The organism is Corynebacterium tuberculostearicum (genome assembly GCF_030229345.1).
In the GTDB taxonomy this organism is placed as follows: domain Bacteria; phylum Actinomycetota; class Actinomycetes; order Mycobacteriales; family Mycobacteriaceae; genus Corynebacterium; species Corynebacterium tuberculostearicum_G.
On the sequence record NZ_JASPGP010000006.1, the window covers coordinates 65,210 to 87,428 of the forward strand.

A 22,219-nucleotide genomic window follows, 5' to 3' on the forward strand; every position below is an offset into this window, starting at 1 on the left:
CAGGCTACCCGTGCCTAGAGGACATCGTCGAAAAAGCCGCCGCTGGTCGACGAAGTCCCACTGGCGCCGGTGCTCCATGTCTGCTGCGGCTGCTGCTGTGCCTGTTGTACTGGCTGTGAAACCGGCTGCGAGGGCCCCGGTGAAGGGTTTACTCTTCTCGGCGCCTCGACAGGGGTTGGCCCGCCGATGGCTCCTGGTCCAGCGCCAAGCGGCGAAGCAGTCTCATCATCGAGATCCATCCACTCGGGGCGTTCGCGCTGGATGCGCTTATCGTGGAGGCGGCAGAACTGGAATGCGATCTCGATGAGCAAGATCAGTGAACCAGCCAGTACCACCATCGAGAAAGGATCCTGGCCTGGGGTGACGAAGGCGGCGAAAATCATCACGACGACAATGATGATGCGACGCTTGTCTTTGACGTGTTCATATTCGAGCACGCCAATCAGGTTCAGGGACACGATAAGCAGTGGGATTTCAAAGCTGATGCCAAAGATGAGCAGCAGGGCCAGGAGAAAGTAGAAATATCGCTCACCGGTCAGGGCCGCTGTTTGATACTCGGCGCCGATACCCATGAGGAATTCCAAACCCACGGACAAGATGAAATAAGCCAGCACGGCACCGGCAACGAATAGGCCCACCGCGGCGCTGACAAAGCTCAACGTGTAGCGGCGCTCGTTCTTATGGAGACCAGGCACAACGAAGGCCCAGACCTGATACAGCCACACCGGCGAGGACAATACAGTGCCGGCCAAAGCGCCTACTTTCAGGCGCAACAGGAGCATTTCAAACGGGCTGGTGGCCAATAGACGGCACTCGCCGTCCGCGCTAAAGGAGGCGCGCTTATCGGGGGGCAGCGCACAATACGGCTCTCGTAGAATTTCACCCAACGGAGACAGTCCGAATGGTGCTCGTTGGTACCAAATGAACCCAATGATGGCCCCGACGACAACCGCTAGCACGGAAATAATGATGCGGCGGCGCAGCTCCTGCAGGTGCTCCACCAAGGTCATCTCCCCGGTAGGGTTCTTCTGCTTGCGCGAAAAGCGCAGCTTACCCTTCACGCTCTTGCTTGCCTTCTGGGCAGGTACAGGCTGTGACTGTGACGACATCAGTGTGGCTCTTTCAACGCAAAGAAGCGAACACTTCCCTACTGCACGGATTGCGGATGCATATCCGCGCGCTGCAGGGGTGTTCGCGCGACGACAGGTTAGGGGCGTTTACTGCTGAGTATTGGTGTTGCTCTGCTGGCCCGGCTGCATGTCTGGTCGGTTCCAGAATTCCTCATCGGACTGCTGCTTCTGGTTCAGCTGCGCCTGAGACTGAGAACGCTGGGCATCCTCGGAATGCATCTCATTGACCTCAGACTTGAAGATGCGCGCGGAACGGCCAATAGAGCGTGCCAATTCCGGCAACTTCTTTGCACCGAAAAGCAAGACGATGGCAAGAACGATCAGGCCGATTTCCATAGGTCCTAGGCTCATGGAGAAACCTCTTTCAACTAGTGCACCAGCATGCCGGGAAGCATCACCGCCAACTTATCTGCCGGCGGGCGGGCGCAGTAAACGGGCAAGTAACTGGCTACTGAGTATAGCCGCTCAAGGCGGTGTTTCCTCGCTCCGCAATGAGGTTTACCACGGATTGAGGAGCCACTACCCGCAACCTATCAGCTTGACCAAGGGCAAAGCGAATAAGCCAATCCACTGATCCCATTGGCATCGTTGCAGCTACTTCCCCATTTCCTAAGTCTTCACCTAGGCGCATGTCGTAATACTCAGCCAGCCACGTGAATTCTTGGTTAATTGCTAGTTGCACGGTGTCCCCATCGCCCAAATTAAAGGGTGAAGAGGCATCAAAGTCGAGGTCTTTCAGGTGCGGTTGGGATTCTTCCTCCACGATGCGAGCCTTACTAATGCGGTCGATGCGGAAAGTGCGATGCGCTTGCTTTGCTTCCTCCCAAGCGGCCACGTAGGGCTCGGAATCGACGATGAAAATGCGGGCTGGGTCCACCACCCTCTCGGATTCAGCATTTGAGGAAGCGCTCCAGTAACGCAGCCGTACCCGCTTTCTTTCGTTGACCGCTTGGGTCAAAAGTGCCTGGATATCCGTCTCTTCTGGGGCTGGAGTAGACAGCGACTCATAGATGGCGACTGTCTTTTCGTCCATGATGCCGCGCAGCTTAGCGGCTGCGGATTCGACAGCGTGCGCGTCGATTAGCCCTGGCATCGCCTGCAAGGACTCCAGGGTAAGGAGCAAAGCACCGGCTTCCGTCGGGGTAAGGCGCAGCGCTTGACTCAAGCCCTGATCGTTGTGAATGGTTACCCCATCGCGATAACTGAAGGTGAGATCAATGAGATCCTCGGTATTGCGCCCCGTGCCTGAACAAAAGAGCCGGTCAAGAGCATCCTTCAGTTCGCCAGGATCCATACCCAAATCTTTGGCCGCTTCCATAGGCGTCTTGTCGGGATGGTTTTTAAAGTAAGGAATCAGGTTCAAAGAGCGCACCAGCGCTTGGAGCTTTAGCGATCCGTCAGCCATGTCTAGCCTTCCTCCTGCGATTGCGACACCCTGCGTAAAAGGGAAATGACCTCTTGGCGTAACCCGACTGGTTCGAGCACCTGTACTTCTGGGGCGTAGCCGGCCGCGGTCCGCACGAGCCAATCCTTATCCACCTTGTGCAGCAACACAGTGCCATCGGGTTGTTGCTCGCCGGCATCTAAAAGCTCTCGTGCCTGCCCGTCAGGGATGACAAGGCGCGCATCGACTTTTTCCCCTCGCTGCAGTGCACGCTCTACTAATACCTGTAGGTCCTCAGTTGGATTGGGGTGCTCCGCGGGATCGTGCGAGCGTTTGATGTCAGAGACGCGAAGAGCACGAAAGACACGCGGGGCGTTACGTTCTACATCGAATCCTACGATGTAGATGTGGCTATCGCGATTGACCACTCCCCATGGGTCCATCACGCGGCGTACCGGTTTGGCGGCCGGGTGTGCACGGTAGGAAAACGTGATTCGCAGCTGATTGCGCACTGCGGCGAGTACAGAGGTAATGATTTCCGGGGCGAGGCGGGTGATGTCATTGACGGCCGTGTACACCGGCGCACCGGCAAGGTTGCGCGAGGCGCCGCTGGCGGCAATCTTGGTCCAACCGGACAAGGAGAAATCGCTCAGGCCTCCAGTTGTGCCTACTCCCCCAGCGATGCCCAAAACCATGGCCTCTTCTGGGGAAAATTCTACCGGCGGTAGCTGATAGTTACTCGCGTCGAGGCGATAGCGCGCCCCGTCTTCGCCGCCTGAGTGCACAATGGGCACCCCGGCGCGCTGGAGGGTTGCGATATCTCGTGCCAGAGATTTGGCGAAGGCTTCATCTGACTTATCGCCGTATCCTGCTACATGACGGCGAATCCAGGAGGCAGTGCGGTCCGGGCTACCGCCGGAGTTGGCGGCGCCCTGTAGCGCGAAAGAGAGGTTGGTGAGTCTTTCTACCGCCTCATCATGCCGTTTCGGCGCGGGGTTGTGCGTTGCCACGTGTTGTGTTGTCTCCCTGGTGCGGCTCGTGTGCTTCTAGCTGTGGTGTAGACGCATATAGTCTAGCAACGCCTCGACCCGATCAACGTCGGCCACGAAGGGGTCTAGGAGCTCCTCGGTGCGCGGCTCTGGGCGGTTGACCTTAAGGCGCGTCCAGTCAACGGTGACGTTGGCCCCGAGGCTACGGGCAACGGCAAGGAACTGGCCGCGCAGCGCAGCACGGGTGGTGGCAGGCGCTGTGTCCATAGCTCGTTCGATCTCGGAGTCTGTGATCCAACGTTCGATAAGGCCCTTGCGCAGCAATAGATGGTAGAGCCCGCGACTCGGCCGGATATCGTGATAGGTCATATCGATCTGTGCGAGCTTGGGGTGGTCCCAGTGGCCGCCTAGCCGTGCGCGGTAGCGCTCGAGCAGTCCCAATTTAATGACCCAGTCGATTTCTCGGTCCACTCCGGAAAAGTCTTGAGTCTCAATGGCGTGCAGCGTGCGCTGCCAGAGATCCACCACGCGCCGCATTTCTGCCGTGGGAGTGCCGGCGTCTTCTCGTTCTTCCAACCACTGAGTCGCTCGCTGGCAGAGTTGCTGCTGGACCTCGAGCGCGGTGACGGATCCCCCTCCGGCAAGCGGCAGTTCGGTCGAGCCCGTCAGGTCTCGCGCTATGGCGCGGATATGGTGAATGGGCTTGTCGATGTCGAACTCCGGCAACTCAAATCCGGCCTCCAGCATTTCCAAGATGAGCAGCGTGGAGCCAACCTTTAGCGCCATGGTGGGCTCGGCCATAGTGGAGTCACCCACGATGACGTGCATGCGGCGGAAGCGTTTGGAATCGCCGTGAGGTTCATCCCGGGTATTGATGATGGGGCGCGAGCGGGTGGTGGCAGAAGATACGCCCTCCCACACCTGGTCCGCGCGTTGCGAGAGCAGGAATTGGGCGGGCTTATCGCCCTTAGCGGGCTGCACCATACCGGCGCCGCAGATGAGCTGGCGGGTAATAAGGAACGGAAGAAGCGCCAGCCCCAAATCCTTGAGCACCATGTGGCGGCTAATAAGGTAGTTTTCGTGGCATCCAAAGGAATTGCCGGCTGAATCCACGTTGTTTTTAAACAGGTACACCGTGCGCGGGTGCCCCTCGGCGGCAAAGGCCTGCTCTGCTTGTTCGCCCAGCCGGTTGACTATCGCATCGCCGGCGCATTCATAGGCCAGAAGCTGGCTCAAGCTATCGCACTCGGCGGTGGCTACCTCGGGGTGGGATCCGACGTCGAGGTACAGGCGGCTCGCGTTGGTGGAAAAGATATTAGAGGAAGAATGTTCCTGGACGATGGGCCGGAAAAGCACGCGCGCCACTTCATCGGGGCTCAGGGCGCGTTCTCCTGGGCCCGCGCTGGTGGTTAAGCCATATTCCGTCTCGATGCCCATGATGCGACGGGCGAAGACGGGGCGCTGGTCACTCACCCTTACTGCCCGCCCTTTTGGACATAAGAGCGCACGAATTCCTCGGCGTTGTTTTCTAGCAGCCCATCGATCTCATCGAGTAATTCATCGGTGCCGGTGGTGTTGATGCTCAGCTGCGTAGAGGTAAATTCCTCATCTCCGGTGGAGTCATCGCCGCCATTGCCGCCAGTGACCTGGGACTGGTGAGTAGACATAGGGAGGAAGTCCTTTCTTTGGCTTCTGCCTAATTGCTTGGTTATTAATTACGGTACTCGGGCTGGATACCGCTGTCAGTGAGCCCCTGGAGGAGATCCTCCACCGTACGTGCGGTGTCGATGATCTCCTCGCACTGGGCGCGGGTCAGGCCGGTGGTCTCATCCATCGGAACCGTGGCCCAGGGTGCCGCGGTTGTCTCGCCTACCCGCACCGTAAGGCTTTGCCAGCTCGCGGCAATGATGTCCTCGCCGAATTTCTGGGTTACTCGGCCGCGGAAATACGCTCGAGTGTCCTCTGGCGGAATGGTGGCGGCGCGTTCAACTTCTGCAGCGCTAAAGAGCTGCCGCATCTGGCCTTTACGCACCAGCGCGTGATGGAGCGATTTGGCAGGATCGATCTCCGCGTATTGCAGGTCAATGAGCCGCAGCTTTGGGTCTGCCGGATCGATACCGCGGTCGAGGTAGCCCTTGATCAGGCGATATTTCGCCACCCAATCCAACAGGTGCGCCGCCTGCATCGGATCTTCCGCAAGAAGGGCGACTGCCTCGTCCCAGGCCGCGAGCACCTTGTGGTCTGCGTCGGTGCGTGGGGTGACGCGGTCTCGGTATTCGGCGAGGATTTCTAGGGCGGTGAGCTGGCGGGCGTCGGCAAGCTCAAGGCGATGCTGAAGGCTGAGATCGCGGCTGACGCGTGGGACCTCCGCCACGGCATCCTGCAAGCGGAGATCGCTAAAGTCCACACCCTGCTCAATCGCATCGAGCACCAGGGAGGTCATGCCCAGTTTGAGCAGCGTGGAGGTCTGCGACATATTCGCATCCCCAATGATGACGTGGAGGCGCCCATAGTCCGCGTGCACCGCATGCGGCTCGTCGCGGGTATTGATGATGCCGCGATTGAGGGTGGTCTCCAGCGAAATTTCCTGCTCAATATAGTCAGCGCGCTGAGAGATCTGGAAGCCCGGTTCCTCGCCAAACTCGCCGATCCCCATGCGCCCAGCGCCGATGACTACCTGGCGGGCCACGAAAAACGGGATAAGGGCCTGCGCCATGGTGTCAAAGTCTGTGGCACGGGAGTACTGATAGTTCTCGTGCGAGCCATAAGACGCGCCCTTGCCGTCCACGTTGTTCTTGTAGAAACGCAAGGCAGGGCACGGGTCATGGTTGGCAAGGACGGACTTTCCTTGCTCAGTAAGGCCCGCTACGGCCGCTGCTGATTGCAGGAGCGTGGCGTCCCCTGCGGCGTCGTAAAGCGTGGCGTCCCAGGCATTGGTGCACTCTGGCGCGGAATATTCTGGGTGGGCGTGGTCGACATAGAAGCGCGCGCCATTGGCCGTGACCACATTGGCCACCCCGATGGCGTTGGGCTCCACCACGGGAACTGTCTGGTAGCGCTTGAGATCGAAGCCGCGGGAATCGCGCAGCGGGTGTTCCTCGGCAAAGTCCCAGCGCGAGCGCGCCCCAGTGTGCAGCGCGGCATACGCTACCACCGCGTGCGTGGAAGAAATGATGGGCGAATACTCCGGCAGCTCCGGGGTGGCGATTCCGTACTCGGTCTCTGTTCCTACAACGCGGCTCATGCGCTCCTCCTAGCGGTCAGTAGCTCCACCCGCTCAACGCGGGCACCTGCATGGTCTTGAGAGATGATCTTGGTCCACTCCTCGGGGTTGGTAGAGGTGGGCACGTACTCGGATTCGGCGCGCTCGGCCGCGATGGCCTGGAGCAAATGCTGCTTGGCGATGCCCCCGTGGCCCCCGCCTATCCCCTGCTCACTGCCCGCACGCTGCTGCAGTTCGTCCTTGATAGCCAGCTTCTTGGCGCGGGAGAGGATATTGGCAATCATCGCGCCGGAGACAAAGTCCCGGTAGTGCAATACCTCGCGCTCGCCGCTGGAAAAGTGCAGCTGCACAAAGGGGCGATCGGCATAGAGCTCGTCCACCGCGGCGCCGATGAGCTCCTCTAGCGTGCCCTGGTGCGGCACGGATTCCGCAAAGTGGCGTGCAAAGATCTCGCGGGCGCCCTCTTTATTCGGCCGGTTGACCCGGATCTTAATATCCAGTCGGCCGGGGCGCATGATGGCGGGATCGATGAGCTCCTCGCGGTTGGTCGCGCCAATGACGATCACATTGGAAAGGCTTTCTACTCCGTCGAGTTCTGTGAGCAGCTGCGGCACCACCGTGGTTTCCATATCCGAGGACACGCCTGAGCCACGGGTGCGGAAGATGGATTCCATCTCATCAAAGAATATGACCACCGGCCGGTCAGAACTCAGCTGGGCTAGTTCGCGGGCGCGCTCAAAAATGAGGCGGATGCGGCGTTCCGTCTCGCCTACATACTTATTGAGCAACTCTGGGCCCTTGATATTGAGGAAGTAGCTCGGGGCGTCGCCGCCCAATTGCTGCGCCAAGGAATGGGCCACGGCCTTGGCGATGAGCGTCTTACCACACCCAGGCGGGCCATAGAGGAGGACGCCCTTAGGCGGCTGTAGCTCGTAGTGGTGATAGAGGTCCGGATGGATAAACGGCAATTCCACGGAATCGCGGATCTGGGAAATCTGCTCGTCCAGGCCACCGATGTCCTCATAGCGCACATCGGGGACCTCCTCAAGGGAAAGCTGGGAGACCTCCGTCTTTTCCACCTTTTCCAGCGCGATAGCAGCCTTGGGATCAACCAGTACTATCTCGCCTGCTGCCACGCGGGTTTCTTCGTGCAGTGCCTGCGATAGCAGCACCACTTTTTCCTCGCCGGAGGAATTTGCCACGATGAGGCGTTTATCTCCTAAGCGCTCTACCACGGTGGCGAGCTCGCCCGTACGCTCGGGTGCGCAGCCTTCGACCACCACGAAGCCGTCGCCCAAGCGAACCTGCTGGCCGGCCACTAGGCTGCCTGGTTCCACATTGGGCGAAACCTTAAGCTGCATCACGCGGCCGTTGGTGTAGACCTCCGCGGTGGTTCCCACCTCGCTGTGGGTAGGCGAATAGCCTAAGAAAACGCCGTAGGTCGATGCCGGCTCAGCCAGCGCGTTAAGCTCCGCAAAAAGCTGTTCGAGCTTCCCACGCGATTCCTTTAATAAGCCCGCCAACTTCTGATTGCGGGCAGCAAGCTGGCTGATCTGCCGCTTATAGTCCGTGGCTTCATCCATGCCCACTACTCTAACGCGGCCCAGTCGGCGAAAGAGGGCAGTTGCGCTTTAAATTCTGGGCGCTGAGGTGAGCCTATTTCCAGCTTTACTTGCGGGCGCGGCGCTGCGGGCGCGGCGGAGTGACTCCATCGGCCAAGCGGCGGGTCCAGATAAGGAAGGCGGTATGCGCATTCATGCGGTGCTCCGGGCGCGTAGCCAGGCCTTCGACCTTCCATTCGCGCACCAGAGATTCCCAGGCCTTGGGCTCGGTAAAGCACTTGAGCTCGCGAATTCCTTCCATCACCTTCATCAACTGCGGCACCGTTGCCACGTAGGTCATGAACACTCCGCCAGGGATCAGGAGATCGCGCACGGTCTCCAGGTGCTCCCAGGGCTCGAGCATATCGAGGATCACGCGGTCTACCGGCCCACCCACATCCTCGGCGGTGACATCGCCCAAATCGCCGAGGCGCGGCGACCACCACTCGGGCTGCTTGCCAAAGTATTCCTTGACGTTATCTACCGCATACTCGAGGTGGTCATCGCGCACCTCATAGGAATACACATGGCCTTCTGGCCCCACGGCGCGCAGCAGGGACATGGACAGCGCACCCGAACCGGCACCGGCCTCGAGCACGCGCGCGCCCATGAAGATATCGCCCTCTACCAAAATCTGCGCCGCATCCTTGGGATAGATCACCGCAGCACCGCGCGGCATGGACAGCACGTGATCCACCATCAAGTGGCGGAAGAGGAGGAAGGAGGAGCCAAGCGTGGACTCAATAACCGAGCCCTCGTCCATACCCACGATGTCATCATGGTTAATGATGCCCTTGTGGGAGTGGAACTGGCCTCCTTCTTCCAGAATGACCGTGTAGTGGCGCCGCTTGGCGTCGGTAAGCTGCACGCGGTCGCCATAGGCAAAGGGGCCGGAATAAGCCATGTCTCAAGACTCCTCGAGGTTGCGGTTACTATCCCACCAAGTATGCCTCAAGTGCCTGCGCGAGCCATACTTGGTCCCGCTCGCCTACCATTTCTCGCGCCGAGTGCATGGACAGCATGGGCACGCCCACATCCACAGTATCGATGCCCAAACGCGTCGCCGTAATGGGACCAATGGTCGAGCCACAGGGCACATCGTTATTGCCCACAAACCGCTGCACCGGCACGCCTGCCTTCTCGCATGCCGCTTCCCACAACGCCACCGTGGTGGCATCGGAGGCATAGCGCTGGTTGCCATTGATCTTGGTCACCGGGCCCTTGCCGATGATCGGGTGGTGCGTGGGATCGTGCTTGCCCACGTAGTTTGGGTGCACCGAATGCGCGGCATCGGCCGAGACACAGCTCGAGCGGGAGAACATCTGGAAACGCTCTTCCTCGTTGGCCCCCAGCGCCCGCGCCGTGCGGGTCAGCACATCCGCCAGGATTGGTCCGCCCGCACCGTAGCGCGAGCTGGATCCCACCTCTTCATGGTCAAAGGCCATCATGACCAAGATATCGTTTCCGCGATAACTCTCGGCGGCCTTCTTCATCGCCTCCAACGAGGCATGCACGGAAGACAGGTTATCCATGCGTCCGGCCGCGATGAACTGCTCGCCGGCGCCAAAGACTTCGCCGCGAGCGGCATCGGCCGTAATCAGGTTGAAGGAAGCAATATCCTGCTTGGCGACGCCCGCCTTCTCCCCCACTACCTGCAAGATGGACGCCTCCGGGTCACCCACACTCAAAACCGGCTGCATGTTGTGCTGGCGATCCGGCTTAAACTCGTCCTTGCGGTAGAGGTGAATTGCCAGGGACGGAAGGCGCAGTACCGGGCCAGTATTGACCAGGTGCCGCGTGCCATCCCTGGTGACAATCTGCCCGGCAACGGTCAGCTCCCGGTCAAACCAGGTATGCAGCAGCGCACCGCCATAGATCTCCACTGCCACCTGCTGCCAGCCGGCTGCGGAAAAGTCCGGCGTGGGCTTAAGAACCAAGCCCGGCGAGTCCGTATGCGACCCCACGATGCGGAAACCAGAATTCTTATCCGCGCCCTCTGGCACGTACCACGCCGCTACCGCGCCGCCGCGCACCATGACGTGGCCGCCAGGCGCAGCGGACCACTGCGTTCCCTCATCCTGTACCTCAAATCCCGCCTCGCGCAGCTGGCGGGATACCTCATCGGCAGCGTGGTACGAAGAAGGAGAAGCAGCAATGAAATCTAGGAAATCTGCGGTATAACTCATACCTCCTAGCTTGCCACGAATCGCGCGGCGATAGGCTAGATACACCATGGCTACTTCATCTACTCCCCGCCCACTCGCCCTGTCGCCCTCGCGCGCCTCCGACTATAAGCAGTGCCCGCTGCTCTATCGCTTCCGCGCCATTGACAAGTTGCCCGAGCCCAAGACCATCGCGCAGGTCAAAGGAACACTCGTGCACGCCGTCCTGGAAGAGATGCACAAGCTACCGCGCTCCGAGCGGACCTATCCTGCCGCGGTGAAGATGATTAAGCCCTCCTGGGCAGAGATGACCGCCAAAGACGAGGAGCTTTTAGAGCTCGTGCCAGAAGAAGACACCTACGACTTCTTCGTCGCTGCCAGGGAACTGCTCAAGGGCTATTTCCAGATGGAAAATCCACAGGGCTTTGATTGCCAAGAAACAGAGATGTACGTCAACACGGTCCTGCCCAATGGCGTCCCCGTCCGCGGCTTCATCGACCGCGTGGACCGCGCCCCAACCGGCGAGGTCCGAGTCGTGGATTATAAAACCGGCAAGAAGCCACTTCCCCGCTATTCCCAGGATGCACAGTTCCAGATGCGCTTTTATGCGCTGGTCTACTGGCGCATTCTAGGAACCATTCCCCACCAGTTGCGCCTGATGTACCTCAAGGTATTGGACTCGATGTTTCTTACGCCTAACCGAGAGGAGCTCGAATACTTCGAGCGCGATCTCGGCGAGCTGTGGGCCAAGATTGAGGCCGACGGGCGCGCCGGGGACTTCCGTCCGAAGCCATCCAAGCTCTGCGGCTGGTGCGCCCACCAAGATCTCTGCCCGGAGTTTGGTGGCACTCCGCCGCAGTACCCGGGCTGGCCGGGTTCCGCGGCGGATACAAAGGACTAGCGCCGCACCAGCCTAGAAGAGGCCCGAAATAGTGCCCTGCTTATCGACGTCGATGTTATTGGCCGCCGGCTTCTTCGGCAGCCCCGGCATCGTCATAACATTGCCCGTGAGCACGACGATAAATCCCGAACCGGTACGCGGCAGCAATTCGCGCACGTGCAGCGTATGGCCTTCCGGCGCCCCCAGGGTGGAGGCATCGTCGCTGAAGGAGTACTGCGTCTTAGAGATGACCACCGGCAGCTTGTCCCAGCCATTGTCCTGGATGTACTTCAGATCCTTGAGCGCCTTAGCCCCGTATTCCACACGGTCCGCGCGATAGATCTCGCGCGCGATGGTCTCGATGGAGGCCTCGATTCCCTCCCGCGGATCGTAGAGCTGTTTGGCGCCTCCCTGCAGGTTCTCCAGCAAAGTCTCTGCCAGCTTGGTAGCGCCCGCGCCGCCCTCGGACCACACATTGGCTTCCTCCAAGGCCACTCCGAAGTCTTCGGCCCACTGCCGCATGAACTCGCGTTCTGCTTTGGTATCGGACCAGAAGAGGTTGAGCGCTACAACTGGCTTGATCCCGAACTTGCGCAGGTTTTCTACGTGTCGCTCTAGGTTGACTATGCCCGCCTTGAGGGCATCCAGGTTTTCCTCGGTGAGCTTATCCTTGGCCACACCGCCGTTGTATTTCTGCGAGCGGATGGTGGCAACGACCACGGCGCCAGCAACATCTAGGTTGCCAAAGCGCGCCTTGATGTCGACGAACTTTTCTCCGCCTAAGTCGGAGCCGAAGCCGGCCTCGCTTAAGACGATATCGCCGAATTGGAGCGCGGTTTGGGTTGCCAGCAGGGAGTTGCAACCGTGCGCAATATTGGCGAATGGCCCACCGTGCACCAAGGCCGGCACGCCGCCAAGGGTCTGTACCAGGTTGGGGTTGAGGGCATCACGCATGAGCGCCGTGAGCGCGCCTTCCGCATTCAAGTCACGCGCAGTGACAGGGCGCTGATCATAGGTGAAGCCGATGGTGATATCGCCGAGGCGCTTCTTTAGGTCCTCGAGGTTCGTGGCCAAGCACAAGATGGCCATGATTTCGGAGGCCGCGGTAATGGTGAAACCGGTTTCTGCAGGCACACCGTGAGCTGGCCCGCCCAGACCGGTCACCACGTTGCGCAGGGCACGGTCGTTGACGTCCATGCACCGCTGCCATGTCACGCGCCGCGGGTCGATGCCCAGGGCGTTGCCTTGGTGGATGTGGTTGTCAATGATGGCGGCCAGGGTGTTGGTTGCAGAGGTAATGGCATGAAAATCGCCGGTGAAATGAAGATTGATGTCTTCCATGGGGACAATCTGTGCATAGCCGCCGCCAGCCGCGCCGCCCTTAATACCCATCACTGGACCTTGGGAGGGCTCGCGCAGTGCAACGATGGCCTTCTTGCCCAACTTGTCCAGGGCGTCGGTAAGGCCAATGAGCACGGTGGACTTGCCTTCACCGGCAGGTGTGGGCGATACGCCGGTGACAAGCACCAGCTTGCCCTGGTTTTCCTTGGAATAGTCCACCTTGGTGATATCGACCTTGGCTTTGGTGGTGCCGTAGGGGATCACGGCGTCGGCAGGAATGCCCGCCTTGGACGCGATCTCCGCGATTGGCTGCAGTTGGTGGGCTTGGGCAATTTCAACATCGGATGGCTGAGTAATCATGTTTTTAGCCTACCGAGCCTGCGAGTTAAATAACCCGCATTTTTCCAAGAAAGTGAAGTGAATCAATCTTCCTATTCACGCTGCGATCCAAAAAGGCGCCCTCCAGGGCGCCTTGTGGGTGGACTTGTCGTCTATCTTTTAAAGGATGACGAGGCCGAATGCGTAGCCCAACAGGACAGAAACCACGATGCTGACCGTGCCTGGGATAAGGAATGGGTGGTTGAATACGGCCTTGCCGATTCGAGTCGAACCTGTATCGTCCATCTCCACCGCTGCCAGCAGCGTTGGGTAGGTCGGCAGGATGAACAGAGCCGAGACGGCCGGGAAAGCAGCGACTGCGGTAAGGGGGCTTACGCCCAGAGCCAGGGCTGCTGGCATGAGGGCCTTGGTCGTAGCGGCCTGCGAGTACAGCAGCGCTGCGGCGAAGAACAAGACCACCGCGAGCAGCCACGGCGAAGACTCAATAACGCTGCCAGCCATAGACTGAATATCGTCCATGTAGTGGTTGATAAGGCTGGTACCCAACCAAGCAACGCCCAGCACACAAATACATGCGGACATACCGGACTTAAATACCGGCGTATTGAGAACATCCCCCGCCGGGACCTTCGTCATCATGACGATGATGGTGGCCGCGGTGAGCATAACCGTCATAATGGCCTCATTACGTGGCAGGGTTGGCTCTGCAATTAGGCCGACCTGCTCCGAGGTCAGCGTTGCCCAGGCCATCACGATGACGATGGCTACCAGGAACACCAGAACAGAAGCCTTGGCGCCCTTCTGCGGCTGGAAGTTCTCAGCACCCAGTGGTTGCTTAACCAGGCCTTGCGCCTTGCGCTCCTGGTACACCGGGTCATCATCTAGTTCCTTGCCAAACTTATTAGCAATCCACGCAGCCGGGAAGATAGACAGGAACGTTGCCGGAATGACGACCGCCAGCACCTGCAAATAGCCCACTCCAGCTGGTTCCAACAGGCTGGCTAGGAGTACCACTGCGGCAGAAATAGGCGAGGCACAAATTGCCATCTGAGAGGCAACTACCGCAATGGAAAGCGGGCGTGAAGGGCGAACCTTGCCTTCTTTAGCTACCTCAACAATGACCGGTAGCGTGGAGAATGCAGTGTGGCCGGTACCAGCCAGTACCGTCATCAACCACGTAACGATGGGCGCGTAGAAAGTAATCCGCTTCGGGTTCTTGCGCAGAAACTTTTCTGCGATGTGCACCAGGTAGTCCATGCCACCAGCCCGCTGCATTGCGGCGATGGCGGCAATAACGGTCATGATGATACCGATGACGTCGAACGGGATGTCTTCCCTAGTAACCGGGACACCGGTGAGACCAAGGGCCAACACACCGAGGCCGCCGGCCATACCGATACCAATTGAACCAATCCTCGCGCCCAAGAAAATGGCGGCGAGAACGATGACTATATGAACAATAACCATGGACATACTCCATACGCTCTGTATGCAAACTAAGGGCACGCATCCCCATACAGAGTGCATGCCGTCCTCAACATCTTCTATTTTGCACCTGTCACGTCGATTTATTCACTCGAATTGTCCGTTTGTGTTGATTCCCACATGTATTTAGCGTCTCGTTATAAGACGGTCGGTATCCTTCTCCGCATTCTCCCTGCACAGGGACATAAAAGGAAACTAGCAACCGCCGATTCCAAACACGCAAAAGACCCCCGCGGCCTTCGCCAGATTTCCTTCTCATGAAGTGAAAGTGGCAAAGACCGTGGGGGCCTAAGATGCGGGGCGCTACGCCCTACTGCTACTCAAAAGCCACGTCTTTAGTCCTCGTCGATGAAGAGCTGACCGCGGAACTCTGGGTGCATGAGGTTTTCAACGGACAGAACCTTGTTCAAGGTTGCTTCATCCAGCAGGCCCTTCTCCAGGACGAGTTCCTTGACGCCCTTGCCGGTCTCCAGGGACTCCTTGGCAATCAGGTCACCGTTGTGGTGGCCGATGAACGGGTTGAGGTAGGTGACGATACCGATGGAGTTTTCCACGTAGGCACGGCAGACATCCGGGTTGGCGGTGATTCCGGTGACGCACTTTTCGCGCAGGGCATCGACGGCGTTACCCATGATGCGAATGGACTGGAACAGTGCCTCGCCGATGACCGGCTCCATGACGTTGAGCTGCAGCTGACCAGCCTCAGCGGCCATGGTGACGACGTGGTCATTGCCGAAGATCTTGAAGCAGGTCTGGTTCACAACCTCCGGGATAACCGGGTTAACCTTACCCGGCATGATGGAGGAGCCGGCCTGACGGGCAGGCAGGTTGATTTCAGCCAGGCCAGCGCGTGGGCCGGAAGACAGCAGGCGCAGGTCATTACAGATCTTGGCGAGCTTCATCGCGGCGCGCTTGATGGTGGCGTGCAGCAGCACGTATGCACCACAGTCAGAGGTTGCCTCAATGAGATCGCGGGCGGTCTTCATCTCCAGGCCGGTGACCTCAGACAGAGCTGCGGTGACCTGGTGGCGGTAGCCGGCCGGGGTGTTCACGCCGGTGCCGATTGCGGTTGCGCCCAAGTTGATCTCGAGTAGGCGGCGCTGGGCATCGCGCAGCAATGCCTGCTCCTCGTTCAGGTTATTGGCAAAGCCCTTGAACTCATCACCCAAGGTCATCGGAACCGCATCCTGAAGCTGAGTACGACCCATCTTCAGGATGTCCTGGAACTCATTGCCCTTGACCTGGAATGCGGCACGCAGACCATCCATGCGCTCAATGAGGTGATCGACTGCTGCGTGCAGACCCAAGCGGAAGCCGGTCGGGTAAGCATCGTTGGTGGACTGGGACATGTTCACATCATCATTCGGGTTGATGATGTCATAGGAGCCCTTCTCCTCACCGAGGTACTCCAGCGCGAGGTTGGCAACAACCTCGTTGGTGTTCATATTCAGCGAGGTACCAGCGCCACCCTGGAAAACGTCCAGCGGGAACTGATCCATGCAGCGACCCTCTTCCAGGATCTGGTCACAGGCCCAGATGATGGCTTCAGCCTTCTTCTTTGGCAGTACGTGCAGGCGGCGGTTTGCCATGGCGGCCGCCTTCTTGACCTGGACCATTCCGCGAATGAAGTGCGGGATGGTGTTGATGGTCACGTAAGAAATCTGGAAATTCTCCATGGCGCGTACGGTGTGCACACCGTAGTAAGCGTCAGCGGGAACTTCCAAAGAGCCAAGAAGGTCGGTCTCGGTGCGAGTCTTCTTGCTGGAGTTCTTAGGTGCCTTTTGCTCGGCCACCTTCTGCTGTGCGGCGTGAGTGGAAGAATCAGCTTCCTTCTTCTTCACGTCCTTTGCTGCAGACTTGGTGTCCTTTTCTTCTTTCTTAGAGGACTTTGCCATGATGGCTCGGCTCCTTTGCCTGTCGAGACTTATATTCGAATGAGTAACCTCAAGCGCTAATGTTAGCCACGACTGAATCTATTTGGGCCGACCCAGAGAAATTGATCCCCCTAAAAGCGGGCGATGCGCAAATCGGAAGCCAAAATTGCCTCCGCTCCAAGTTGGGAAAGTCGGTCCATGACTTGGTTGGCTTGCTTCTTTGGAACCATCGCTCGCACTGCCACCCAGTTCTCACGCGCCAACGGCGACACCGTAGGACCGGTTAATCCTGGAGTAATACCAGTGGCTGCGTCGAGGTTGGATTGAGCAATGTTGTAGTCGATCATCAGATAGGTGCGAGCGTGCAGAATTCCCTGAATGCGGTCGAGCACTACCTGCTCTTCCTCGGTAACTTCTACCCCTGTGCGCTTAATGACTACAGCTTCGGACTCAATGATCGGCTCCCCGAACGGCGCTAAGCCTTGCTGACGCAAAGTAGTACCAGTTGACACGACATCAGCAATAACATCGGCAACCCCTAGCCGGATGGAGATCTCTACGGCGCCGTCCAATCGAATAACATCGGCCTCAATCCCATGTGCGGCAAGGTTGGCGCGGACGAGATTGGGGTACGACGTCGCGATCCGCCGCCCGGCAAGTTGAGAGATATCCCACTCCTCCCCTTGCGGGGCTGCGTACCGGAACGTGGACCCACCAAAGCCTAAAGGCAGCACTTCATCAAAGCTCGCTTTAGAGTCAAGTGCCAAGTCTCGGCCAGTAATGCCTAGGTCTAAGACGCCGCGGGCAACATAGATAGCGATATCTTTCGGACGCAGGAAAAAGAACTCGACCCCGTTATCGGAATCCACTACGTTGAGCGCCTTGGAATGTCCGCGACCCTTGTAACCGGCCTCTGTAAGGATCTCCACGGCGGCTTCTGACAACGAGCCCTTATTCGGTACAGCAATCTTGATCATGCGGATCCTTCCATCCTGTGGGGTGTTGCCTAGAGGTACCTATAAAGGTCTTCAGGGGTAAGTCCGCGCTTAAGCATCATGACCTGAGTCCAATAAAGCAGCTGGGACATTTCTTCCGCCAGCTCATCGTCGGACTGATATTCGGCGGCGATCCATACTTCCCCGGCTTCTTCGATGATCTTTTTACCGATGAAATGCTCACCCTTATCCAGCGCGGCAACGGTGCCAGAACCAGCTGGACGCTGGTCGGCCTTCTCGGCCAGTTCGGCAAAAAGAGTCTCAAAGTTCTTCACGCCTACCTATTGTTCCACAGGTAGATAGAGAATGTAGAGGAACTCTGAATTTCTACTGCCCCGCCGAAATCTTAGCGAACCACTCATATACGTCGGTGGCCTTAGCCCCAGCGAGATGCCGCGAATCGCGGAGGCGAGAAATTTCGGTGGCCTCGGTCGGTACCTCAACCTGATCACCTTCGGGCAAACCGATAACCGCACAGCCGGCATCAACTGCGGCACGCATGCCGGTTGCGGAATCTTCGAAAACTAAGCACTCCGCGGGCTCTGCACCAATGCGGCGGGCGGCCTCGCGGTACATATCCGGCGCTGGTTTCCCGGCAGGAACCTCATCGCCGCAGATAGTATCGACGAAATAGTGCCGCCCCAAAGAATTGATTGCAGCGTCAGCGACATTGCGCTCGGTATTGGTAGTGACCATCATGGGCACCCCATCCGCTTTCAGCTCCTGGAGCAAGGCAGGAATTCCGGGAAAGATCTCCAACTTGCGAGCAAAAAGACCCTTGACATAGTCAAACATCCGGGCGCGGTAACGCTCGCTGTCACCGGGTTGCAGCGAAACCCCCGCATTATCCGCACAGATTCCCAAGGTGGTATCAAAGGTCGCGCCCACAGTAGCCAGGCGTTGGGTGGGAGTGAGCCGTTTGCCCAGCAGTTCTGAAAGATAAAACGTTGCCTCCGCCCACAGGGGCTCCGAATTGGTGAGGGTGCCATCCATATCCCAGAAGATGGCGGCGGGCTTAGTCCGGCTGGAAGCGGCGGTGGAGTTCGACACGGGAATAAAGCTAGCTTTCTCTATCAGGAAAAAGTGGCACCGTCCACGTTGGAGGCACACGGCGGTGAGCGCTAGGCTGCGCGGTTGGCGCAAACTAGCACTCACTAATGCGGAAGGAAAGGACCTAGAAGTCCAGTTCCGGAATATGCGACAGGGCTTCGTCGTCTGCTCCGGTGGCCGCGCTGGCGTTATAGATAAGCTCAGAGAGCTCTTCCTTTTCCTCTGGCTCGAGAACGGCATCGTGTTGAGCGCGATTAAAATCTGCCAACTTACGAACGGTCTTGGACAAGACGGTGACCAACTGTGGTCCGTCTGGATCGTCCGGAAGAGCATCCAGCCCATCGAGCATCTGCTGAAGGTGGCCGCGCAGCTCTGGGAGGACGTTGGCGTCAAACGGTGCCTCCCAAAACTCCTTTTCCTCTTCCTTGAGGTAATCGCCGGTGGCGAAGGACTTCAGGTCACTAATGAACTCATCTACGGTGGGCTGGAAATCGGCGCGAATGCTCATGCTGTAGATACTGCCCTATCTTGCCTAAGCCTGCACGCCGAGGAGCGAATTTAGTGCGGTGCGAACCAAATCGGCCGCGCCGTCCTCGTCCGTGCCACGGTCGGCCTCTGCCCACTCATCCACGGCAGCGAGCGCGGCCGGGGTATCAAGGTCGTTGGCGATTGCGGCACGCAGCTTACCGACGACCTCTTCGGCCCCTGCCATGCTTCCCGGCTGCTCAAGGGCCTCCCGCCATGCGGCGAGGCGGCGCTTAGCGGCGTCGAGCACCTCGTCGGACCAGTCGCGCTCGTCGCGGTAATGGCCAGCAAAGACGCCCAGGCGGATAGCGGAGGGATCTTCACCCGCTCCTACGAGCTTGTGGACGAAGACGAGGTTGCCCAAGGACTTAGACATCTTGACCCCGTCGAGGCCGATCATGCCGGTATGCACGTAGAACTGTGCCATGCGCTCAACGTTGAGGGCGGCCTCGGCGTGGGCAGCGGAAAACTCATGGTGTGGGAACTTCAGGTCGCTGCCGCCACCCTGGATATCAAAGGTTGATCCCAAGCGGTTGGTAGCGATGGCGGAACATTCAATATGCCAACCCGGGCGACCAGACCCAAAGGGCGAATCCCATGCCGGCTCGCCCTCGCGGTGGGCACGCCAGATGAGTGCGTCGAGCGGATTCTTCTTCCCTGGGCGGTCGGGATCGCCGCCGCGCTCGGCAAAGAAGGTGCGCATCTCTTCGGCAGAGTAATTGGACTCATAACCAAAGCGCTCGGTGGCCTCGATGGAGGCGTAGATATCTGGGTGCTCGGGGTCGTCTACGACATAGGCCGCTCCGACATCAAGCAGCTTTTGCACCATCTCCACGACCTCATCGATGGCCTCCATAGCGCCAATATAGTCCTGCGGCGGGAAAACGGAGAGCAGCTCCATATCGGAACGGAAAAGGTCAATTTGAGAAGTGCCGAGCTCACGCCAATCCACGCCGTCGCGTTCGGCACGTTCGAAAAGCGGATCATCGACGTCGGTGATGTTTTGGACGTAGTGAACCTTCTTCCCGGCATCCAGGAACGCACGGTAGATGAGGTCAAAGGTCAGGTACGTGGCGGCATGGCCCAAGTGGGTGGAGTCATAGGGCGTGATGCCACACACGTACATGGTGGCGGTATCCCCTGCGACCTCTACGGGAGCGATGGTTTGGTTCGCAGAATCGTACAAGCGCAGCTGTGCCGCATCACCCGGCACAGGGCGGAAGGAAGGTGTTGGCCAAGAATGCATAGCCACCATACTAACGCGGCGTGCCTTAGAGCGGCTGCAGGACTCCCAATGCCAGGAGGATCATGACGAGCACGCCGACCGGGATGCGGTAAGCGGCAAACCAAGAGAAGGAATGGTTGCCCACGAACTTCAGCAGCCACGCAATGGAGGCGTAACCCAGTACAAAGGCGATGCCGGTGCCGACGAGAAGCTGCAAGCCGGAGGCGGACTGGCCGGATTCGGGAGAAAAGGCGTCGGGAAGCGAGAAAAGGCCCGAAGCCAGCACAGCCGGAATGGCGAGCAAGAAGCTAAAGCGTGTGGCCACTTCGCGGTCCAACCCCAGGAATAGACCACCAGAGATCGTGCCGCCGGAGCGGGAAACACCCGGAATGAGCGCCAAGCATTGGCACAGGCCCATAATGATGGCGTCTTTCATGGTCAACTGGTCAAAACTGCGCTCCTTCTTGCCCATTTTTTCTGCAGCGATGAAGACGAAGGAAAAGAGGATGAGCATGGCGGCGGTAATCCACAGGTTGCGCAGGGCGCCGCGGATAGCGTCCTCGAATGCGAAGCCGATGATGCCGATGGGAATGGAACCCACGATGACCATCCACCCCATGCGCCAGTCCTGGCCGCGAGAGGACTTATCGGCCCAGCCGCGGAACCAGCCGGAGAGAATCTGCCAAATCATTGGGGCGAAATAGACCAGCACAGCCAGCTCCGTGCCCAGCTGGATAACTGCGGTGAAGGACGCGCCGGCGTCGTTGCCCCAAAAAAGCTCGGAAACAATGCGCAGGTGACCGGAGGAACTTACCGGAAGAAACTCGGTAAGCCCCTGCACGATAGACAAAACAATGACCTGCGCCCAAGAAACAGCGTCAGTTGCGGTATTAGAAATCACCCGCTTCACACTACAGCCGCGCTGGGCTTCGAGTTTTTACAACGCGCGCTGTTAGGATTAGTAGCCGTGAAATCTCAATCTGGCTCCGCACTTATCCTTTCCAGTTTGCTGGCGCTGAGCGCCACCGCGTTGGCCGCCTGCCAGCCCGAAGTGGGCGTGGGCGCCGATCCAGAGACCGCGGTCAAGGGCAATGCCACCCCAGCGGCCTCCCCGGCTAAGGCGGATCCGGAAGGCACTGTGGTTGACCTTGAGGGAGACATCACTGACCTTGCCGCCGTTAACGACTCGCTGGCAGTGCGCACCAAGGACGAGCTTCTCATCGGTAGCCAGAAGGATTTTGAAGAGAAGAAGGCTACCTCGCTAGACATTTCTGCGGAGTGTGGTGACCTCAGTTCTTCGGAGTCGGGCTTCGTGCTCGCCTGCCCAGATAAGGTTCTCCTCATCGATCCTGCTTCCCCGGATTCTCCCCAAGAGGTCGATATGGAAGAGGACTCCCCAGTTACCGCCGCCACCCAGCTATCCAGCGGCGAGATCTTTGCCACCTCGGCCGATTCCACCACGGTAGGCATCTATAAGGACGGCAAGCGCGACGGAGACATCGAGGTGGAAGCCGGCTCGGACCAGCTATTGGCGGTGCCCAATTCCTCGGGCGATGACGGAGTGGTGCGCATCCACCGAGAGGATTCCACTATCCAAAACGTGGACTGGACGAATGATCGCGCGGGCGGCCGACTACGCGTGGGCCAGGGCGTCGGCAGCATCGCGGTGGGCGATAACGGTGTGGTCCTCGCCTCCGATACCGAGGGCGGCCGCTTGGCCATCTACACGTCCGATGACGTCGTCCGCCTGCATCAATACGGCAACGTTGAGGGCACCCCGTGGGGTGTAGCCTGGGATAATAAGCGCAATCTGGCGTGGGTGAGCGCCACCGATACCAATAAGGCTTATGCCTTTGAGATTGCCAAAGGCGTACCAGAGCTGCGCGGAGATCTCTCCACCGTGCCGGATGCGCAGAATATTGCTGTGCTTGGCGACGGCACCTTTGTCGCCGCCTCCGCCACCGGCCACGGGCTGCAGTTCGTGGACACCCCGCACCTGAAGAAGGAGTCTTAACA

At 59.0% G+C, this 22,219-nt stretch carries 21 protein-coding genes; 2 read left to right on the forward strand and 19 right to left on the reverse strand.

Translation table 11 applies throughout. From position 1 onward, the window contains the following. Positions 1 to 14: 14 nt before the first annotated feature. The 10 genes from tatC to QP884_RS05830 form a co-directional block, all read right to left on the reverse strand. Positions 15 to 1,010 (reverse strand): twin-arginine translocase subunit TatC, encoded by a 996-nt coding sequence (tatC, locus tag QP884_RS05785; RefSeq protein WP_350309245.1) that lies wholly within the window; start codon positions 1,008 to 1,010, stop codon positions 15 to 17. Between the two features lie 207 nt (positions 1,011 to 1,217). Next, positions 1,218 to 1,481 (reverse strand): Sec-independent protein translocase subunit TatA, encoded by a 264-nt coding sequence (gene tatA, locus QP884_RS05790; RefSeq protein WP_284821229.1) that lies wholly within the window; start codon positions 1,479 to 1,481, stop codon positions 1,218 to 1,220. A gap of 97 nt (positions 1,482 to 1,578) precedes the next feature. Then, positions 1,579 to 2,535, reverse strand: a complete 957-nt coding sequence (locus QP884_RS05795; RefSeq protein ID WP_284821230.1) for a helix-turn-helix transcriptional regulator — start codon at positions 2,533 to 2,535, stop codon at positions 1,579 to 1,581. Between the two features lie 2 nt (positions 2,536 to 2,537). Further along, positions 2,538 to 3,524 carry a helix-turn-helix transcriptional regulator gene (locus QP884_RS05800; protein ID WP_284821231.1) on the reverse strand — a complete coding sequence of 329 codons (987 nt, stop codon included), beginning with the start codon at positions 3,522 to 3,524 and terminating at the stop codon, positions 2,538 to 2,540. Positions 3,525 to 3,560: 36 nt separating this feature from the next. After that, positions 3,561 to 4,940 (reverse strand): Pup--protein ligase, encoded by a 1,380-nt coding sequence (gene pafA / locus QP884_RS05805; protein ID WP_434736451.1) that lies wholly within the window; start codon positions 4,938 to 4,940, stop codon positions 3,561 to 3,563. Positions 4,941 to 4,978: 38 nt separating this feature from the next. After that, positions 4,979 to 5,170, reverse strand: coding sequence for a ubiquitin-like protein Pup (locus QP884_RS05810; protein WP_005329640.1), 192 nt, complete (start codon positions 5,168 to 5,170; stop codon positions 4,979 to 4,981). A gap of 44 nt (positions 5,171 to 5,214) precedes the next feature. Further along, positions 5,215 to 6,747 carry a depupylase/deamidase Dop gene (gene dop, locus QP884_RS05815; RefSeq protein WP_284821234.1) on the reverse strand — a complete coding sequence of 511 codons (1,533 nt, stop codon included), beginning with the start codon at positions 6,745 to 6,747 and terminating at the stop codon, positions 5,215 to 5,217. Continuing rightward, positions 6,744 to 8,309 (reverse strand): proteasome ATPase, encoded by a 1,566-nt coding sequence (gene arc / locus QP884_RS05820; protein WP_284821235.1) that lies wholly within the window; start codon positions 8,307 to 8,309, stop codon positions 6,744 to 6,746. Before arc ends, dop begins: the two co-directional genes overlap by 4 nt. Before the next feature lie 85 nt (positions 8,310 to 8,394). Beyond that, positions 8,395 to 9,231 carry a tRNA (adenine-N1)-methyltransferase gene (locus tag QP884_RS05825; RefSeq protein WP_284821236.1) on the reverse strand — a complete coding sequence of 279 codons (837 nt, stop codon included), beginning with the start codon at positions 9,229 to 9,231 and terminating at the stop codon, positions 8,395 to 8,397. Positions 9,232 to 9,259: 28 nt separating this feature from the next. After that, positions 9,260 to 10,513 carry a M18 family aminopeptidase gene (locus QP884_RS05830; RefSeq protein WP_284821237.1) on the reverse strand — a complete coding sequence of 418 codons (1,254 nt, stop codon included), beginning with the start codon at positions 10,511 to 10,513 and terminating at the stop codon, positions 9,260 to 9,262. Between the two features lie 46 nt (positions 10,514 to 10,559). Here QP884_RS05830 and QP884_RS05835 point away from each other — a divergent pair, with 46 nt between their 5' ends. After that, entirely contained in the window at positions 10,560 to 11,390 is an 831-nt protein-coding gene (locus QP884_RS05835; RefSeq protein WP_284821239.1) for a RecB family exonuclease, read from the forward strand. Positions 11,391 to 11,402: 12 nt separating this feature from the next. On the opposite strand, the gene QP884_RS05840 is transcribed toward QP884_RS05835, so the two are convergent. From QP884_RS05840 to QP884_RS05880, 9 genes are all read right to left on the reverse strand, one after another. Next, positions 11,403 to 13,070: a formate--tetrahydrofolate ligase gene (locus tag QP884_RS05840; protein ID WP_284821242.1), complete on the reverse strand. Its 1,668-nt coding sequence runs from the start codon at positions 13,068 to 13,070 to the stop codon at positions 11,403 to 11,405. A gap of 138 nt (positions 13,071 to 13,208) precedes the next feature. Beyond that, positions 13,209 to 14,516, reverse strand: coding sequence for an anaerobic C4-dicarboxylate transporter (locus tag QP884_RS05845; protein ID WP_239235332.1), 1,308 nt, complete (start codon positions 14,514 to 14,516; stop codon positions 13,209 to 13,211). A 353-nt stretch (positions 14,517 to 14,869) separates the two neighbouring features. Beyond that, positions 14,870 to 16,429, reverse strand: a complete 1,560-nt coding sequence (gene aspA / locus QP884_RS05850) for an aspartate ammonia-lyase (protein WP_284821244.1) — start codon at positions 16,427 to 16,429, stop codon at positions 14,870 to 14,872. 110 nt (positions 16,430 to 16,539) lie between these two features. Next, entirely contained in the window at positions 16,540 to 17,385 is an 846-nt protein-coding gene (gene hisG, locus QP884_RS05855) for an ATP phosphoribosyltransferase (RefSeq protein WP_284821245.1), read from the reverse strand. A gap of 29 nt (positions 17,386 to 17,414) precedes the next feature. Next, on the reverse strand, positions 17,415 to 17,678 hold the full coding sequence (locus QP884_RS05860) for a phosphoribosyl-ATP diphosphatase (protein WP_284821246.1): 264 nt from the start codon (positions 17,676 to 17,678) through the stop codon (positions 17,415 to 17,417). 52 nt (positions 17,679 to 17,730) lie between these two features. After that, positions 17,731 to 18,453: an HAD family hydrolase gene (locus QP884_RS05865; RefSeq protein ID WP_284821247.1), complete on the reverse strand. Its 723-nt coding sequence runs from the start codon at positions 18,451 to 18,453 to the stop codon at positions 17,731 to 17,733. Between the two features lie 124 nt (positions 18,454 to 18,577). Then, the gene (locus tag QP884_RS05870) at positions 18,578 to 18,961 is read right to left on the reverse strand and encodes a hypothetical protein (protein ID WP_284821249.1); all 384 of its coding nucleotides are present in this window, start codon (positions 18,959 to 18,961) and stop codon (positions 18,578 to 18,580) included. 24 nt (positions 18,962 to 18,985) lie between these two features. Next, positions 18,986 to 20,224 (reverse strand): cysteine--1-D-myo-inosityl 2-amino-2-deoxy-alpha-D-glucopyranoside ligase, encoded by a 1,239-nt coding sequence (gene mshC, locus QP884_RS05875; protein WP_284821251.1) that lies wholly within the window; start codon positions 20,222 to 20,224, stop codon positions 18,986 to 18,988. 25 nt (positions 20,225 to 20,249) lie between these two features. Further along, positions 20,250 to 21,104 (reverse strand): undecaprenyl-diphosphate phosphatase, encoded by an 855-nt coding sequence (locus QP884_RS05880; RefSeq protein ID WP_284821253.1) that lies wholly within the window; start codon positions 21,102 to 21,104, stop codon positions 20,250 to 20,252. A 66-nt stretch (positions 21,105 to 21,170) separates the two neighbouring features. On the opposite strand from QP884_RS05880, the gene QP884_RS05885 reads away from it, so the two are divergent. Further along, positions 21,171 to 22,217: a hypothetical protein gene (locus tag QP884_RS05885; RefSeq protein WP_284821255.1), complete on the forward strand. Its 1,047-nt coding sequence runs from the start codon at positions 21,171 to 21,173 to the stop codon at positions 22,215 to 22,217. Positions 22,218 to 22,219: the final 2 nt, after the last annotated feature.

Excerpts from the sequence above, each read along its gene's own strand:
- tatC (WP_350309245.1), bottom strand. The coding sequence starts at position 1,010 with ATGACCTTGGTGGAGCACCTGCAGGAGCTGCGCCGCCGCATCATTATT.
- tatA (WP_284821229.1), bottom strand. The coding sequence starts at position 1,481 with ATGAGCCTAGGACCTATGGAAATCGGCCTGATCGTTCTTGCCATCGTC.
- QP884_RS05795 (WP_284821230.1), bottom strand. The coding sequence starts at position 2,535 with ATGGCTGACGGATCGCTAAAGCTCCAAGCGCTGGTGCGCTCTTTGAAC.
- pafA (WP_434736451.1), bottom strand. The coding sequence starts at position 4,940 with ATGGGCATCGAGACGGAATATGGCTTAACCACCAGCGCGGGCCCAGGA.
- QP884_RS05810 (WP_005329640.1), bottom strand. The coding sequence starts at position 5,170 with ATGTCTACTCACCAGTCCCAGGTCACTGGCGGCAATGGCGGCGATGAC.
- dop (WP_284821234.1), bottom strand. The coding sequence starts at position 6,747 with ATGAGCCGCGTTGTAGGAACAGAGACCGAGTACGGAATCGCCACCCCG.
- arc (WP_284821235.1), bottom strand. The coding sequence starts at position 8,309 with ATGGATGAAGCCACGGACTATAAGCGGCAGATCAGCCAGCTTGCTGCC.
- QP884_RS05825 (WP_284821236.1), bottom strand. The coding sequence starts at position 9,231 with ATGGCTTATTCCGGCCCCTTTGCCTATGGCGACCGCGTGCAGCTTACC.
- QP884_RS05830 (WP_284821237.1), bottom strand. The coding sequence starts at position 10,513 with ATGAGTTATACCGCAGATTTCCTAGATTTCATTGCTGCTTCTCCTTCT.
- QP884_RS05835 (WP_284821239.1), top strand. The coding sequence starts at position 10,560 with ATGGCTACTTCATCTACTCCCCGCCCACTCGCCCTGTCGCCCTCGCGC.
- QP884_RS05840 (WP_284821242.1), bottom strand. The coding sequence starts at position 13,070 with ATGATTACTCAGCCATCCGATGTTGAAATTGCCCAAGCCCACCAACTG.
- QP884_RS05845 (WP_239235332.1), bottom strand. The coding sequence starts at position 14,516 with ATGGTTATTGTTCATATAGTCATCGTTCTCGCCGCCATTTTCTTGGGC.
- aspA (WP_284821244.1), bottom strand. The coding sequence starts at position 16,429 with ATGGCAAAGTCCTCTAAGAAAGAAGAAAAGGACACCAAGTCTGCAGCA.
- hisG (WP_284821245.1), bottom strand. The coding sequence starts at position 17,385 with ATGATCAAGATTGCTGTACCGAATAAGGGCTCGTTGTCAGAAGCCGCC.
- QP884_RS05870 (WP_284821249.1), bottom strand. The coding sequence starts at position 18,961 with ATGAGCATTCGCGCCGATTTCCAGCCCACCGTAGATGAGTTCATTAGT.
- mshC (WP_284821251.1), bottom strand. The coding sequence starts at position 20,224 with ATGCATTCTTGGCCAACACCTTCCTTCCGCCCTGTGCCGGGTGATGCG.